The organism is Treponema phagedenis, from assembly GCF_008153345.1.
GTDB lineage: Bacteria > Spirochaetota > Spirochaetia > Treponematales > Treponemataceae > Treponema > Treponema phagedenis.
The window spans coordinates 611,945-627,649 of record NZ_CP042818.1; the positions used below are offsets into that span (position 1 = coordinate 611,945).

The 15,705-nt window shown below is 40.0% G+C and carries 11 protein-coding genes; 5 read left to right on the top strand and 6 right to left on the bottom strand.

Features of this window, described 5'->3' with window-relative positions; all coding sequences use genetic code 11:
• Positions 1-37: 37 nt before the first annotated feature.
• The 6 genes from FUT79_RS15680 to argS all read right to left on the bottom strand — a co-directional run bounded on the left by FUT79_RS15680 (position 38) and on the right by argS (position 7,995).
• Positions 38-532: a hypothetical protein gene (locus FUT79_RS15680; protein ID WP_252714374.1), complete on the bottom strand. Its 495-nt coding sequence runs from the start codon at positions 530-532 to the stop codon at positions 38-40.
• A gap of 236 nt (positions 533-768) precedes the next feature.
• Positions 769-1,707, bottom strand: a complete 939-nt coding sequence (gene arcC / locus FUT79_RS02700; protein ID WP_024752098.1) for a carbamate kinase — start codon at positions 1,705-1,707, stop codon at positions 769-771.
• Between the two features lie 9 nt (positions 1,708-1,716).
• On the bottom strand, positions 1,717-2,709 hold the full coding sequence (gene argF, locus FUT79_RS02705; protein ID WP_024752099.1) for an ornithine carbamoyltransferase: 993 nt from the start codon (positions 2,707-2,709) through the stop codon (positions 1,717-1,719).
• A 22-nt stretch (positions 2,710-2,731) separates the two neighbouring features.
• Positions 2,732-3,955 (bottom strand): arginine deiminase, encoded by a 1,224-nt coding sequence (gene arcA, locus FUT79_RS02710; RefSeq protein ID WP_024752100.1) that lies wholly within the window; start codon positions 3,953-3,955, stop codon positions 2,732-2,734.
• 424 nt (positions 3,956-4,379) lie between these two features.
• Positions 4,380-5,576: an IS630 family transposase gene (locus FUT79_RS02715; RefSeq protein WP_148878912.1), complete on the bottom strand. Its 1,197-nt coding sequence runs from the start codon at positions 5,574-5,576 to the stop codon at positions 4,380-4,382.
• Positions 5,577-6,222: 646 nt separating this feature from the next.
• Positions 6,223-7,995, bottom strand: coding sequence for an arginine--tRNA ligase (gene argS, locus FUT79_RS02720; protein ID WP_148879261.1), 1,773 nt, complete (start codon positions 7,993-7,995; stop codon positions 6,223-6,225).
• Between the two features lie 1,010 nt (positions 7,996-9,005).
• Here argS and FUT79_RS02730 point away from each other — a divergent pair.
• The 5 genes from FUT79_RS02730 (at position 9,006) to FUT79_RS02750 (ending at position 15,663) form a co-directional block, all read left to right on the top strand.
• On the top strand, positions 9,006-9,953 hold the full coding sequence (locus FUT79_RS02730) for a PhoH family protein (protein WP_024752103.1): 948 nt from the start codon (positions 9,006-9,008) through the stop codon (positions 9,951-9,953).
• On the top strand, positions 9,934-12,195 hold the full coding sequence (locus FUT79_RS02735; RefSeq protein WP_024752104.1) for an HD family phosphohydrolase: 2,262 nt from the start codon (positions 9,934-9,936) through the stop codon (positions 12,193-12,195). Before FUT79_RS02730 ends, FUT79_RS02735 begins: the two co-directional genes overlap by 20 nt.
• A complete protein-coding gene (gene ybeY / locus FUT79_RS02740; protein WP_024752105.1) occupies positions 12,188-12,658 on the top strand; it encodes an rRNA maturation RNase YbeY in 471 nt (156 codons plus the stop codon). Before FUT79_RS02735 ends, ybeY begins: the two co-directional genes overlap by 8 nt.
• 2 nt (positions 12,659-12,660) lie before the next feature.
• A complete protein-coding gene (locus FUT79_RS02745; protein ID WP_002701410.1) occupies positions 12,661-13,449 on the top strand; it encodes a hemolysin family protein in 789 nt (262 codons plus the stop codon).
• Positions 13,450-13,677: 228 nt separating this feature from the next.
• Complete coding sequence (locus FUT79_RS02750) at positions 13,678-15,663, top strand: tetratricopeptide repeat protein (RefSeq protein ID WP_024752106.1); 1,986 nt, start codon at positions 13,678-13,680, stop codon at positions 15,661-15,663.
• Positions 15,664-15,705: the final 42 nt, after the last annotated feature.

Here is a 15,705-nt window from a genome sequence, read left to right on the forward strand (position 1 = left end):
ATAACGCCAACAGGCAATATTATCGATTGATTACTCGTTATATTATAGACTTGAGCGCATCGTTTGCAGCACCAATTGCGAACGGGTTTACCGTTGAGCCTAAAACACCCGCTCCTGCGCCTAAACAGATTGTACCGACTGCAACAAGCGAATCAAATCCGGCAGCAACCATGGCGGCTGTTACAACGCCGTAAAAGGCAACGGTCTCTTCCGCCATTCCGTAGGTTGTTCCTCCAAGGGAGAACAGTGCCATCAGCGTTACAATTAAAAAGACTTCTTTTCCCTTTGAGTTTTTAACTAATCTTTGAATTCCCGCTTCCAAGGCACCGCTTGCCTGTACTATTCCCAGAAATCCGCCAAGAACCAATACAAATATCGAAATATCTATTGCATCAACAAAGCCATTGTATGGTGACATGAACAAGTTCGCAAATGATGAACGGGCAACCTCGCTCACCGGTTTTTCGGCCCCTTTCGGCACTACCGGCGTAAACGTTTGACCATTCAGAATCCAAGAGATAATAAATATCACAAAAGTATGATAAATAAAATACTAAATGCGCTTAAGGATCTCCTTTTTGATTTCTTTCCCATAATTTTACTCCCATAAAAAGTTTGAAGGAATTATGCAATCCCTAAAAATCATGTGTTTTATAAAACAAAATATCTCAAAACACAGTTAATAAACGATCTTTTGCTACAAAAGCAAAACTCACTAACAATAAACAAGCAGGCTTTTTAGCCTGCTTGTTTGTCACTGTTTCCTTATTATTTGGTAATAACGGTACCGGTATTTCCTTTGATTGCTTCCGCCGCTTTTTCAAGCGATGTAATAATCGCAACCGCATTTCCGCCGCTTTGTGCAACAAATCTTTGACATGCCTCAACTTTTGGAAGCATTGAACCTTTTGCAAAATGCCCTTCCTTAATATACTTGTCTATTTCAGCAAGATTTAATTTTGAAAGGTTTTCCTGATTAGGTTTATTAAAGTTTATTGCCACTTTTTCAACAGCAGTCAAAATGATCAGCATATCCGCCTTAATATCAAGAGCAAGTTTTGCACTTGAAGCGTCTTTATCAATAACGGCGGGAACACCTTCAAGACCTTTATCGGTTTTAATAACCGGTATTCCTCCGCCGCCAACGGTAATTACAACGTTCCCTGTTTTAACCACAGACTCAACCGTGTTAAGCTCCACGATTTCAACAGGCAAGGGAGATGCAACCACTCTTCTATAGCCTCTACCGGAATCTTCAACAAAGGTATAGCCTTTTTCCTTTGCAATTTTCTTTGATTCTTCTTCCGAATAGAATGAGCCGATCGGTTTTGTAGGATTTGAAAAAGCTTTATCGTTTTTATCAACTACTACCTGAGTCACAAGCGTTACACAGGTTTTATCAAGCTTTTGTTTTTTCAGCTCATTTCCTATTGCTTGCTGCAGGTGATATCCGATATAGCCTTGACTCATCGCACCGCATTCGGGAAACGGCATTGCCGGAATCTTTTCGTTCTCATTTGCGGCTATTTCCATCGCAAGGTTAATCATTCCGACTTGCGGACCGTTTCCGTGCCCAATAATAATTTCATAGCCTTCTTTGACAAGATCGACTATTGCCTTAGCCGTATTTTTTACAAGCTCTAATTGCTCTTCGGGAGAATTACCGAGAGCATTGCCTCCGAGAGCAATTACAATTCTTTTACCCATAGAGACACCTTACTTGAGCGTTGCATACATAACCGCTTTAATAGTATGCATCCGGTTTTCGGCTTCATCAAATACCTTCGATTGAGGGGATTCAAAAATTTCATCGGCAACTTCCATTTCGGTTACGTGAAATTTCTTTGCTATGTCAGCTCCGATAGTTGTATTGGTGTCGTGGAATGAAGGCAAACAGTGCAAGAAAATTGCATCCTCATGTGCCATTGCCATTACCTTTTTATCAACTCGATACGGCTCCAGAAGTTTAATTCTTTCCGTCCATACCTCATCCGGCTCGCCCATTGATACCCAAATATCGGTATAAAGGACATGGGCACCTTCGGCTCCCTTTTTGAGGTCATCAGTGAGGGTGATCGTGCATTTATTTTCTTTTGCGATTTCCTTGCACGTCTGAACAAGCTCGTCTTTCGGCATCAACTTTTTCGGACCGCAGGCGGTAAAGTTAATTCCCAGCTTAGAACATACAACCATCAATGAATTGGCAACATTGTTTCTTGCATCACCAAAGAAAGTAAGGTTTAAACCTTTTAAATATCCGAAGTTTTCTTCAACCGTCATAATGTCCGCTAACATTTGCGTCGGGTGAAAATCATCGGTAAGTCCGTTCCAAACCGGCACTCCGGCTTTTGCGGCGATTTCTTCCACAATTTCTTGTGAAAAACCTCGGTACTCAATACCGTCGTAGAATCTGCCAAGTACCCTTGCAGTATCTTCAATAGACTCTTTTTTGCCCATTTGCGATGTTCCCGGCTCAAGATATGTTACATTCATCCCAAGATCATACGCACCGACTTCAAATGAACACCGAGTCCTTGTAGACGTTTTTTCAAATAATAGAGCGATGTTTTTTCCCTCTAAATATCTGTGCGGGGTTCTTGTTCGTTTAAGATTTTTAAAATCTTTTGCCAAATCCAAGAGATATTTAATCTCATCTGTTGTAAAATCGAGTAGTTTTAAAAAACTTCTACCTTGTAAATTTATAGGCATTTTTCCTTCCTTAACCTGGTGTTTAATTTTCTCTATATAACGGCATGCTCATGCATCTCGGACCGCCTCTGCCTCTTGAAAGCTCAGCACTTGGCATTTCAATAACATTAAGCCCTTTTTCGCGTAGAACCGCATTAGTTACCGTATTTCTTTCGTATACAACAATAGTACCCGGCTTAATACATAGTGTATTTGAACCGTCATTCCATTGTTCCCTATCGGCAGCGATTTGATCTCCGCCGCCGCAAAGAATTAATTCGACATCATGACCTACATACTTTTTTAATATATGCTCCAGTGTATCTTCAATGAGTTTGACTTTTACCTCTTCCTCATTATTTGTCTTTGTAATTTCAAACACTTGTAAAGTTCCAAGTATTCCGGGGTGAACGGTAAATTTGTCTGTATCAATTTGAGTGAATACTGTATCTAAGTGCATGAAAGCTCTTGTAGACGGGATATCAAATGCAAGGATTTTTTCAACCTTACATTTTGAATGATAGAAAATATTTTTTGCTAATTGGTCAATTGCGTCAGGTTCAGTTCTTTGAGAAATACCTATCGCTAAAACCTTTTCATTGATATTAAGAATATCTCCGCCTTCGATATGAAATGCATTATTTCTATCGTAAAGAAATTCAACTTGCCCTTTATAGTCTTTATGATGTTTAAAAATGTAGTCGGCATAAATTGTTTCTCGATTGCGTGTAACCGAATACATTCTATTAAGCACTACGCCGTCTCCTACCGAGGCAAAGGGGTCTCGTGTAAAATATAGATTTGGCATAGGATCAAGTACAAGCGTTGAAGGATCGCTTACAAGGTCATCTAAAGAGTTGCTCTTATCAAGTGTAAGCTCGTTTAGGTTAATTCCTTCCATTGTTTTAAGAATAAATTGTTTTGTATCCGTAATTTTATTAAAGAAATCTAATAAAATCTTTTGATACTTTTTAGTATTCATTCCTCCTTCAACAATAAATTGTTTTGTAAACTGTTCCCGTAAACCCTTATTTTGATCAAGAGTTTCGGTAATTAAGTCCTCAAGGTATACAACTTCTACACCGTTGTCCTTGAGAATCTTTGCGAACACATCGTGTTCTTGTTGGGCTGTCTCGAGGAAAGGAATATCATCAAATAGTAATTCTCCCAACCTTGACGGAGTCAGATTCAGTAACTCTTTGCCCGGTCTGTGAAGTAAAACCCTTTTTAAAGGCATTATTTCACTTGTAACGTTAATAACTGCTATTTTAAACCTCCTACATGGTAGTTTAGGTGTAAAACCTATTAGGTAGAGTATATAACAGAATTTCAATATGTCAAGAAAAACTTATGAATTTATTGCATTAGTAAAATTTAGGATGAAAGGAGTCTGCATAAACTTTTTATTTTACACAATTTAGACTTTATTCTTTTGCCCTTTACTTACAGAGTTTATGTTTTGAAATTATGATTACTTTTCAAGCTTTATTATCCCACACTTGTCTAGTGTAGCGTTTTTTAATATTTGATTTTTTTTGTTAATACATCTTATACAAATCAAGACAATTTTATAAAAAAGAGTTCGACACGGCGCAACGGTGAGCAATTTACCATAGGAATGCTTAAATCCGCAGTCCCTCATTGTTGATACTCCGATTTGTATAACAGGAAGTTAATTACAAAACGTTACACTAGTATAACGTTTTGTAATTAAGTTCATATTTGAGAGCGTCGGTTATAACTGCTTCAGAAACATCGAGATCATCAAGATTGTATTTCCAATGGAATACGACTGGCTCTTCATTAATCTCGTCAAAGTATTTATACAGTCGATTAACTAACTCTGTTTTTGATTTTACTCTCATGCCCCGCAACAGTTGTCTTGTTAGTTTGCTGAAAAATCCTTCAATCATATTTAACCAAGAACCATGCTTTGGCGTAAACACAAACTCAAATCTTCCCGGTACCGTTGAAAGATATCGAATGGTTTCTTTGGAGGTATGTACTTTTAAGTTATCCAAAATGATTCTAATTTTATCTTCTTGCGGGTATCGTTCATCAAGTATTTTAAGAAATTGCACATAATCTTTACTGGTGTGACTGTCGCTTACAAGAGGAATGGCATCCCCCGTCTGTAAATCAATGCCTGCTAAAAGTGAGAGCGTGCCAAGCCGTTTGTATTCATAATCACGGCGAATGCATTGATGGGTTTCATCAGCAGGTAAATCATCGCTTGTCGTCGCGATAGCTTGTATGCCGGGCTTCTCATCATACGAAACAACATGGATATTCTTCCCTTCTTCTGTCTGTAATGGCTTATTTTCCTCAAAATAAAGTTCAAGTTGCTTATAAACGAGCAAAACATTGTGCATTTTTCTATCAAAGTCAGGGTCTCTGTTTTCACAGTAATATTCTATTTTGTAAGGTTTAATGTCTGCTTCAGTTAGTATTTTAAATACCGTTGTTTTATGGATAGTAGCGAGCCGTAGGTATCCTGCACTTTCAGCGGTGGTGTTAATATGCTTTGTTAACAGTGCGTAAGTCCATGTTTCTGCAGCATACCCAAAAGTAGTCGGTTTTTGACAAGCGAGATTTATAATCCACGATTTCTCTTCATCGGTAATTTCCGGATTGTTTCCGCGTCCGGGTGCATCGGTGAGAGCATGCTCTACGCCGCCCTGCTTATATTTCTTAAGGCAGAGCGCAACGCTTCTATACGTATAGCCTACCTTGTCGGCTGTTTCCTTAATGGACAGCCCCTTGCTTTTAAGCAAAAGTATTCGTGCACGCGTGAGCGTTTGTGCTTGGATTGTTCGTAAACGAACAAGTGATTCAAGGTACGTGAGCTCTTCAGGATTTAGTTCAAGTTTACTCGGCGGTTTTGGCATGCAATACTCCTTAGTGATAAAAAGCTGTTGAGATAGTATCACAAACCAAAGAAAAATACAATATACTTTTCAGGAAAACGTTATACTAGTGTAGCGTTTTTTAATATTTGATTTTTTTTGTTAATACATCTTATACAAATCAAGACAGTTTTATAAAAAGAGAGTCCGACCCGACGGTTTGGTTTTGCCGTCCGTGGCAAAACCAAACCACGAGTTTTAAAAGCACTTAGAAAAAGTTTATGCTTTTAAAACATCGTTTCTGCTTGGAACCACCGCCGTCCGTGCCCGTTCTGATTTTGACACCGGTGAGCAATTTACCATAGGAATGCTGAATCTGCAAGCTCCAGTTAATGATCCGATTACTAACAGCAACTTAATTACAAAATACTATACCAGTATTGTTGATACTCCGATTAGTAGAATAACAATTAGTTACAGGACGCGCATTGCTCGTTCAGGACTTTCATCGACATTATAAAAGAACCCGTCATACAAAAAACGGCTCTTGTTCAAGAGCCGATTTTTTTACGTACGACGATTTAACCGGTAATTCCGGCACCTTCCCGCAATTACATTCGATAGTATGTAATTGCGGGAAAGTTTATTAATCCGGCATTGTCTGCTGCGGCAGAACAATAACCGTTTTTTACATTACCTCAAGGAAGGGAACCAACACAAGGCGCACCGCATTTTCAAGCACAATTTTTACGGCGCGGGCAAGTTCCAATCTGGTTACCGCCAAGTCCGCATTCCCCGCCGACAATATCGGGCAATCGTGATAAAAGCGGCTGAAGTTTTTGGATAACTCATACAGATATGCCGTTACAATGCTTGAATCGTATTGATCCGCCGCACGGGAAACCTGCTGCGGGAAGTCCTCTATGGTTTTAAGCAGTGTCCACTCCGACTCATGCGTAAGAAGCGCCGGCTTTACCGACCCGCCTGAAATACTTTGCTTCCCTTCTTCGGTTTCGGCCTTTTTTAAGATTGAGGTAATTCGCGCTCCCATATACTGTAAGTAAGGCCCTGTGTTCCCGTTAAACGAAAGGGATTCTTGCGGATTAAAAAGCATGTCCTTTTTCGGACTCACTTGCAAGAGGAAATAATGTAACGCAGCAAGTGCTATCTTTTCCGCAACCTCTTTTGGATCGCCGACTGCCTCGCTTCTGCCTTTTTGTTCTATTTCCGCTAATGCCACATCGCGTAAGCTGTTGATAAGATCATCCGCATCAACAATCGTGCCTTCACGGCTTTTCATCTTTCCTTCCGGAAGGTTTACCATGCCGTATGAAAGGTGGTACAGATTCTTTGCCCAGTCATAACCAAGAAGACCGAGTACATAAAAAAGCACCTTGAAATGATATTCCTGCTCATTCCCTACTACATAAATCAGCCGGTCAAACGGCCAGTCATTATGCCGGAAAATTGCCGTTCCGAAGTCCTGGGTAATATACAAGGCTGTTCCATCGCCGCGCAGCAAGACTTTTTTATCAAGCTTAATCGGACTTAAATCAACCCAAATAGAGCCGTCCTCTTCTTTATAAAAGAGCCCTTTTGCCAAGCCTTCAAGTACTTCTTCCCGCCCCTTCAGGTAGGTTTCACTTTCAAAATAGAGTTTATCAAAAGAAACACCGGTGCGCTCGTAGGTTTGTTTAATTCCCTGAATTGCCCAATCGTTCATTTTCCTCCACAGCTCAAGCACCTCAGGCTTATCTCCCGCTTCCCAGCTGCGCAACAGTTCCTGCGCTTCCTGCTCCGCCTTTTCGGGGTTCTCTTTACTGTAGGTATTAAACTGCACATACATTTCTCCGACAAAGCGATCGGGCTTTATGCCGAGACTTTCAGGCGTTTTACCGTCTGCGAATTTCATATAGGCAAGCATTGATTTACAGATATGCACACCGCGGTCGTTAATAATATTTACCTTATATACGTCAGCACCGCAAAATTCAAAAATACGGGAAATACTTTCCCCGATTGCATCATTCCGTAAATGTCCCAAATGAAGCGGCTTATTGGTATTCGGGCTTGAAAACTCGACCATTATCTTTTTGCCTTTTAAGCTTTCCGTTTTACCGTAGTTTTTTCCCTGCTCAATAACCGCGCGCAAGGTCTTTTCGGCTATCTTATCTTTCGGCAAAAAAACATTGATGTACGGGCCGATAATTTTAACTGTTCCCATATCCTTCAGCGCAGGGTTCTTTTGCAGCAGTGCATGAACATCCGCGGCAATCTTTGCGGGAGCCGCACGGAGAAGTTTTGCAAAGGGAAAAAGAGGGAAGCCGACATCTCCCATCTCGGGATTGGGAGGGACTTCCATTGTAATTTGGTCAGACTGAAGGGGCGCCGAGCCTTCAGGTAAAAGCGAAGACACAGCCCCCGCTACAATTGAGCGCCAGTGTTCTCTTATATCACTCATAACATTCCTCATCTTCGGGCTTATATTTTCTGCAGTATAAAGAAAAAACAAGTTTCTGTCAAAGAGGGGCAAGACATCCTAATGCACCATTTAAGAAAAAAGAGTCCATGTTTGGTTTTGACATCCGTGTCAAAACCAAACCTATGAGTTTGAAAACTCCGAGTATGCTGTGGTAGTTTTCAAACTCAATTCTGCGTGGAACTACGGGCGTCCGTGCCCGTGCTGAGTTTTGACGTCCGTGGCAAAAACCAAGCCCACGAATTTTAAAGCTTTGTAAACCACTCTGCTTTAAAACATCGTTTCTGTTTGGAACCACCGCCATCCGAGGCGGTTCGGAGTTTTTGACGTCCTTGTCAAAACCAAACCATCTGCGTGGAACCGCGGGCGGCGGAATACAGTGGTTAGGCGACGCATAGACAAAAAAATATTTGACGCTATGGTAAGTTTGCCCACCGTTGCGCCGTGTCGAGCTCTCGATTTGTATAAAATGTATTAAAATCCGGTTGAGTTATCAAAAACGTTGTACTAATTGTGGATACTTTTAAACTCGACTGACGAAGTGAAGAAAAACAGTAAAGCTTTGTTTCCGTTCCGTGCGCTGGAATTGATGCAGGTTCTCCTTTTCATTTTATAGATCGCTTTTTATACTGTTTTACACTCGGGTAATGATATAAAAGTTTTCAAGCACATTCCTCAGGACAAGAACACGAAAACCTTATTTTTGTCATTTACGCAGGAATTTGACTCAATTTCGAATAGGTTGCACCTGATTTCAACATATGAGCCTTTAAAATTTATCTCAATGTATAAAAATCTACGTGAGATATTTACCAAATTTAGATTTTATGTGCTTTATTGCAATTTACGAAGCATTAGTATCGGAATAAATATATCCGCACTTTAGAATATTCTTCGTGCTCCTGCCCTCTTGACTGTATCTATTTTTTATCGTTACATTAAAGGTGTATCTTTTATATAAAAGAATATGTTAAAAAACACTTGGAGATGATTTGAATACTGCGTATACAATTGTTTTAGGGAATCAAGAGCTTATGGCTTCTTTATGCGGGGTAAATGATGCGAATGTATCATTATTTGAAGAGTATCTTGGTGCTCCGGTTGTAGTAAGAGGAAATGAGCTGTCCGTACTGAGTAATGATGAAGCTGTTTGCAGAAAGTTTCAGACATTGGTTGACACGGTATTACATTATCCGCGCTTAAATGAGGATAATTCATTTGAAGCGGTACAGTCAGCGGTTGCCGTTATTGAAGATTCAGAAGTGTTTAATGGAGCGCCGGCTTGTATTTATATTCCGCGCGGTATCAGGTCGGTGTATCCGAAAACAAAAAAGCAGGTTGCGTTTATCGGCTCCATCCAAAAAAATTCAATTACTTTCGGGCTTGGGCCTGCGGGAACGGGAAAAACATATATTGCGGTGGCAGTCGCCTTGCAAATGCTTCTTTCGGGGCGGTTTAAAAAGTTGATTTTAACTCGTCCCGTAGTGGAGGCGGGAGAAAATCTCGGATTTTTACCGGGAGATCTTGTGCAAAAAATCAATCCGTATCTCAGACCCTTGTTTGACATTATGGAAACGTTGCTCCCTGCCGATCTTTTGCGCAGTATGGAAGAAAGTAATACTGTTGAAGTTGCGCCGTTAGCTTATATGAGAGGCAGAACCTTGCATTCTGCGGTTGTTATCCTTGATGAGGCGCAAAATACTACGAAAGAGCAAATGAAAATGTTTTTAACCAGAATGGGAGAAGGATCAAAACTTATTATAACCGGAGATCCTTCACAAACGGATATTCCGCTCAAGATTACTTCAGGCTTATCGCATGCCGCAAGTTTGCTTGAGAATATTCCGGATATCGGAATTATACGATTTTCATCATCAGAGGTGCTGCGGCATACACTGGTGCAAAAAATTATTGATGCATATGATAAAGACAAAAACTAATCCTATAAAAATATTTCTTACTCAAGTGCGGGAATATCTTCTGCATAATAAAGTGCTGTTAATTAATATTATTGTTTCTCTTCTTTTACTGCTGCTTGCAACTTATATCAGCATCAGGGAAAGCGGCGGCTTTAATAAATTCAAACTTTATGATTTTGAGCCGGGACGCGTTGCGGATAGAGATGTGGTGGTCAATAAAACTCTTTCATTTATTGATGAGGACGCAACCGCCTTACGTAAAACTGCACGAATGCAATCGGTTAATGCGGTGTTCATCCGCAGTGCGGAAGTTGCCGCGGCGAATATCAGTCTTTACACTGAGTTAACGCACTTTTTAAGCGAATTATACGAAAAAGGTCTTTCCGAAGAATCTTTTTTACTTGCGGTGCAAGAGCGGTATCCTGCGAAGATATCAAACGCTGCAGTGGAAACCTTATTCCATATAGAAGATGTGGACAAATTCCTTTTGCTTTCTTTAAGCTTATTTAAGCAAATTTACAGTAGAGGAGTAGTGGAATTTCCCGATAAGGGTTTGGAAAATTTTAATAAAACCGAGATTACCGTTCTTTCCAAAACGAATACCACGCAAGATTATGCAGTCGTTGCAAAAACAGAGTTGTTAAATAAAACCGATATCCCCGGCTTTATTACCTCAATCGTAAAGAATATAAAGCTTGAAAAATATGCGGAATTGTTTACCGCCTTTGTTGTTCCTTTTATAACACCGAATATTTTGTATGATATGAACGAAAGTGAAAAAGCAATGGACAATGCACTCAAAAAAGTTGAGCCGGTGATGGTAACCATTGAAAAAGGTGAAAAAATTGTACGAAGCGGATTTATCATAACATCTGAAAATTACCAACGGCTTATGGCGTATGCGAAATCCGGAAATTATATTGACCGGCGAGTTTTTACGGCGATGACTCTGTTTCTATGTTTGCTGTACGTACTTGCCATATTCTTATTCGGTAAACGAATAAGCCCTTCGCCGCTTAGCCTAAGCTTTTCTTTGCTTATCCTGTATTCAACGGCGCTTGTCTATGTGCTGGTGTTATTTGTTTCAAAGCTGCCGCTTTTCAGTTTACCGCTTAATCTTATTCCGATTTTGCCTACGGCTTTAATTACCGCCTTAATTGCGACTCTGATTTCCGAGCGAATAGCAGTTATTTCATCCATTATAACCGCGCTCGCTATATTAATTGCCATGGAGTTTAAAATTGAGCCGATGCTTTTTTCTCTTTTTTCAGGCTTTGCAACCATTTCATTGCTGCACATTACCGGACAGAGACTGGATTTAATAAAAACCGCTTGCAGTCTTATGATCGTTCAACCGATTTTTACACTTATACTAATGATAGCCTTTCCGCAATCGTTTAATGATTTGCTATTTATCGCGGGAGGAGCCACAATAAACGGTTTTTTAAGCGGAATCCTTGTACTGGGGTTTTTACCGATTTTAGAAACCCTGCTCAATACAACGACAAGCTTCCGATTAATGGAACTCTCGGATTTAAATTCTCCGATTATGAAAAAAATGCTGGTTACTGTTTCAGGCACGTATAACCATACAATGATGGTCGCTACGTTGGCTGAAAGCGCTTGCAGAGAAATCGGAGCAAACCCTTTACTGGCACGCGTTGGCGCCTATTATCATGATATCGGAAAAATGGAAAACGGTGAGTATTTTGTAGAAAACCAAACAGGCGACAGTAAACATCTTGATTTAAACCCTCGCCTTTCCGCCACTGTCATCAGAAGCCATTTAAAAATCGGCATTGAAAAAGCGCGCCAAATGCATTTGCCGCAAGCGGTTATTGATATTATCGGTGAGCATCATGGGAACAGCATTATTTCCTATTTTTATGAAAAAGAAAAAGCTATCAATCCCGCTGCGGATCCGGAAGACTTTACTTACCCCGGCGTTCCTCCGCGAACAAAAGAATCCGCGGTTGTAATGCTTGCCGACGTAGTAGAAGCCGCATGCAGAACCCTGGAAAAACCCTCAATTCCGAGACTTGAAAAATTCATTGACATGCTGGTAGAGAAAAAAATACAAATGCATCAGCTTGACAACTCTGATTTAACCTTTAAAGATATTAAGACAATTAAGGCAAGCTTTGTTTCGATTCTTGCAGGCTATTATCATTCGCGCATAGAATATCCGAATCAAAAAGATCCTGATGAAAAAGAAACCAAGCCCGCAAAAAAAGAGATTGTAAAGGGATCTGCCAATGCCTAACGAAAATAGGGTTTTTATTTCTACTGAAAATCTGATCGATGATCCGCTCTGGTTGCCTAAAGTTGAATCTTTTTTACTGAAGGTTTTGGAGCGGATGGAAATACAAAACTGGGATCTTTCCGTTGTATTTTGCAATGATGAATTTATCCATACATTAAATAAAACTTACCGCCACATAGATTCTCCTACCGATGTGCTTTCTTTTGAAAACGGCGAAAAATATTTTAACGAAGACGGCGAAGCGCGTATCCTTGCGGGAGACATTATCATCAGTTTAGACAGCGTAAAAGCAAATGCATATGCGTTTTATGTATCAATAGATGAAGAGTTGAGGCGTTTGCTTATTCACGGTGTGCTGCATTTATTCGGCATGGATCATACGGACAACTCACCTGAACAGGAAATGCTTCAGTTACAGGAAAAAATTTTAGCAGAAACTGCAGAGGAATTATATCGAGAATAAATATGAAAATATTTGAAAAATTGAGAAAAAAAAGAGAGGTTTCTCACATGCTTCAAGATGATCTTAATGAAGAGAAAAAAGACATGATCCAAGGTATTGTAGACCTTTCAGACACTTCGGTAAAAGAGGTTATGATTCCCCGTATTGATGTTGATTTTCTTGCTTTGGATATTGAATCCCATGAACTTATCGAAAAGATTGCGGAAAGCGGGCATTCCCGATTTCCCGTATATGACGAATCAATTGATAATGTTGTCGGGGTACTATATGTAAAAGACCTCATTAAGCTTTTCGGTAAACCGGAAGAAATAGCGTTGAGTAAAATTATCAGAAAACCTTTTTTTGTTCCCGAATCAAAACGTATTGACGGCTTACTGCGAGAGTTTAAACGTCGGCATGTGCATATTGCCGTTGCGGTTGACGAATACGGAGGCGTTTCCGGTATTGTTTGTATGGAAGATATTATCGAAGAAATTGTCGGAGATATCCAAGACGAGTTTGACAATGAACGTGAGGATATTTCTCCCTTAGGAGATGATGTCTGGCTCTGTGATGCCCGTATAAATATGGACGATTTATCGGAATTTCTTGAAACGGAATTCCCGTCGGAAGAGTTCGACACGCTCGGCGGTTTTGTCTTTGATCTTTTCGGTAAAATTCCGGTAAAATATGAAAAAGTATCTTGGCATGATTTTGATTTTATTATCCAAGATATGGAAGGTCATAAAATAAATACAGTAAAGATTGTTAAAAAACCGCCGATATCCAAAGAGGCGGAAGCTGAAGAATAAAAAAAAGGCGTTTCTGAAAACACGGTGAGCTTTTAGAACGCGCTACAAACTTTTATCTGAAAGTTTTACCGGCAGCGACTTATAAAAAGCATCGCAAAAAAGTTTAGAGGAAACATCAAAATATTGCCGGCATACGGTTTCCAAAAGCTTTTAGTTTAAAACTATTAATTTTCCTTGCCGAGTATAAACATGTGGTGCTGCGGCAAGAAGCAAACGGGGCGGGATAATATGAAAATAAAGACAACAATAAGTATCTTTTTGCTTATGATTTCTGCAATAGCTTTTGCGCAGACAAGCACGGATTTGTTTGAAAAAGGTAGAAAAGCCCAAGCAAAAGAAGATTGGTATACGGCGATTGAGTTTTATCAGGAAGCATTGAAAAAAAACGCTTCATACAATCTGGTATATCAGGGTATGGCAGAATGTTTTTATGCGCTTGGCGAATACGAAGAAACGCTAAAAAACATAAAAAAAGCGCAAAAATTTATGCCGAATAATGCCGAATTACAAAATATTGAGGGCTTTGCGCTTATCGGGCTTGGCAAGGTCGGGGATGCAAAAAAAGTATTTGCCGAAGTTTTAAAAACTTATCCGAATGATCTTGATTCTCGATTCGGCATGGCGGAAATTGATGTTGTTGCCGGCAGACTTACCGGAGCTTCCATGTTATATAAGGCGGCGCTTGAACGGCAGACCGAAAACAGAAAGGCTCTTTTGTCCCTTGCACTGATTTCTTATGAAACGGGAAACAAACAAGCAGCGGAAACCTATATTCTGCAAGCGCTGCGGTATCACGGCGACTATCCGCAAGTGCATTTTTTTGCCGCTTATCTTACCGCCCTTGACGGAAAATATAGTGAAGCGCAAGTACGGCTTGAAACCGCATTAAAAATACAACCGCATTATAAAGAAGCATCGGAGCTGCTTGCTTCAATTTTATACGCACAAGGGAAATATCAAAAAGTTATTGACATCTGCGATCAACTTATTGCGTATGACAGAAATCAAGCGCACGCATGGTATGTAAAAACGCTGAGCTTACTCAAACTCGGTAAAAACTCGGAAGCTTTGCAAACCGCAAAACTCGGACTCTCGGTAGAACCAGATAATGAGATTATGCGCATCCTCTTAGAAGAAATTGCAATTATTAATCTTGAATTTGAAGATATGTATCGAAAAGAGCTTGCCGATTTCCATGTAGAAAAAGGAAAAGGCTTTGCTCACAGAAACATGAGTTCACAAGCATTATATGAATATCGCCGCGCTTTAAAAGTATATCCGTATGATTTTACCGCGCGAGAATCCTATGCAAAACTGCTTTTACGCTTCGGTTTCCCAGCGCGCCATCTTGAACAACTCAAATTTATACAATCAATTAATAAAAGCAATGCACGAATCAACGACTCGGTAGAGGCATATGAAAAAAAACAGGCATACTCAATTCAAAATCGCTGGAAAATAGATCCGTTGTACTTAGACAAAGCGCATGTCTCTATTGCCATATTTTATCATACCGATCCTACTAATGTATTCCACCCCGAGGCAGAGCGATTTACCGCAATGCAGGTTAAAGACTCTTTTTCATACAACAGACGTTTTAATATTGTCGCAGATACTGAAAAATCCTACTCTTACACCGAAGCGTTTAGAAAAGCGCGACTTGCTGGCAATGATTATTTCGGTATTATTTCAATAAAAGAGAACGACCGGGATATTTGCCTAACGCTTGATTTATATATTGCTTCAACAGGCTCAAAGGCCTCAAGCTTTAAAGTCTATCGATCAGGGAATGACCGTTTTGCCAACTCTTTACGCAGACTTACCCAAATGCTCACGGAAAAACTACCTATTGTCGGCTCCCTCGTGAACAGGTATCAATCGGAATCAGTAATTGATTTAGGCACCGGCGATATTGAAGACTTAAACGAAGCCTCTTTTTTGGTACTCAAAAAAGATTCGGTAACGGTACAAAAAGAAGGCTTGGGACTATTATATCGAGAGCAAGATGTCCTAGGCACTTTTACGGTTACCAAAACTTCTGAAGATTTAAGCGAAGGGCTTTTAAAACGCAAGGGATACTATGATCGCATGAATGCAGGAGATATTGTCATTCGCGAACCGATAAAAGAAAAAGAAGCAAAGGTAGAAACCGACACAGTCTCTCCCGGACAGCAAATGAATTTGCTTTTAGCTCTTTTACGCAGCATTCGCTAAACGGCGAAATGCGTAAAACAACGCAAAGAGCCTGTCTTTTAC

What these genes read in the sequence shown, in the direction of transcription:
- argS (WP_148879261.1), bottom strand. Translation starts at nt 7,995, where the DNA reads ATGAGTGATATAAGAGAACACTGGCGCTCAATTGTAGCGGGGGCTGTG.
- arcC (WP_024752098.1), bottom strand. Translation starts at nt 1,707, where the DNA reads ATGGGTAAAAGAATTGTAATTGCTCTCGGAGGCAATGCTCTCGGTAAT.
- FUT79_RS02735 (WP_024752104.1), top strand. Translation starts at nt 9,934, where the DNA reads ATGATAAAGACAAAAACTAATCCTATAAAAATATTTCTTACTCAAGTG.
- argF (WP_024752099.1), bottom strand. Translation starts at nt 2,709, where the DNA reads ATGCCTATAAATTTACAAGGTAGAAGTTTTTTAAAACTACTCGATTTT.
- FUT79_RS02750 (WP_024752106.1), top strand. Translation starts at nt 13,678, where the DNA reads ATGAAAATAAAGACAACAATAAGTATCTTTTTGCTTATGATTTCTGCA.
- ybeY (WP_024752105.1), top strand. Translation starts at nt 12,188, where the DNA reads ATGCCTAACGAAAATAGGGTTTTTATTTCTACTGAAAATCTGATCGAT.
- FUT79_RS02745 (WP_002701410.1), top strand. Translation starts at nt 12,661, where the DNA reads ATGAAAATATTTGAAAAATTGAGAAAAAAAAGAGAGGTTTCTCACATG.
- FUT79_RS02715 (WP_148878912.1), bottom strand. Translation starts at nt 5,576, where the DNA reads ATGCCAAAACCGCCGAGTAAACTTGAACTAAATCCTGAAGAGCTCACG.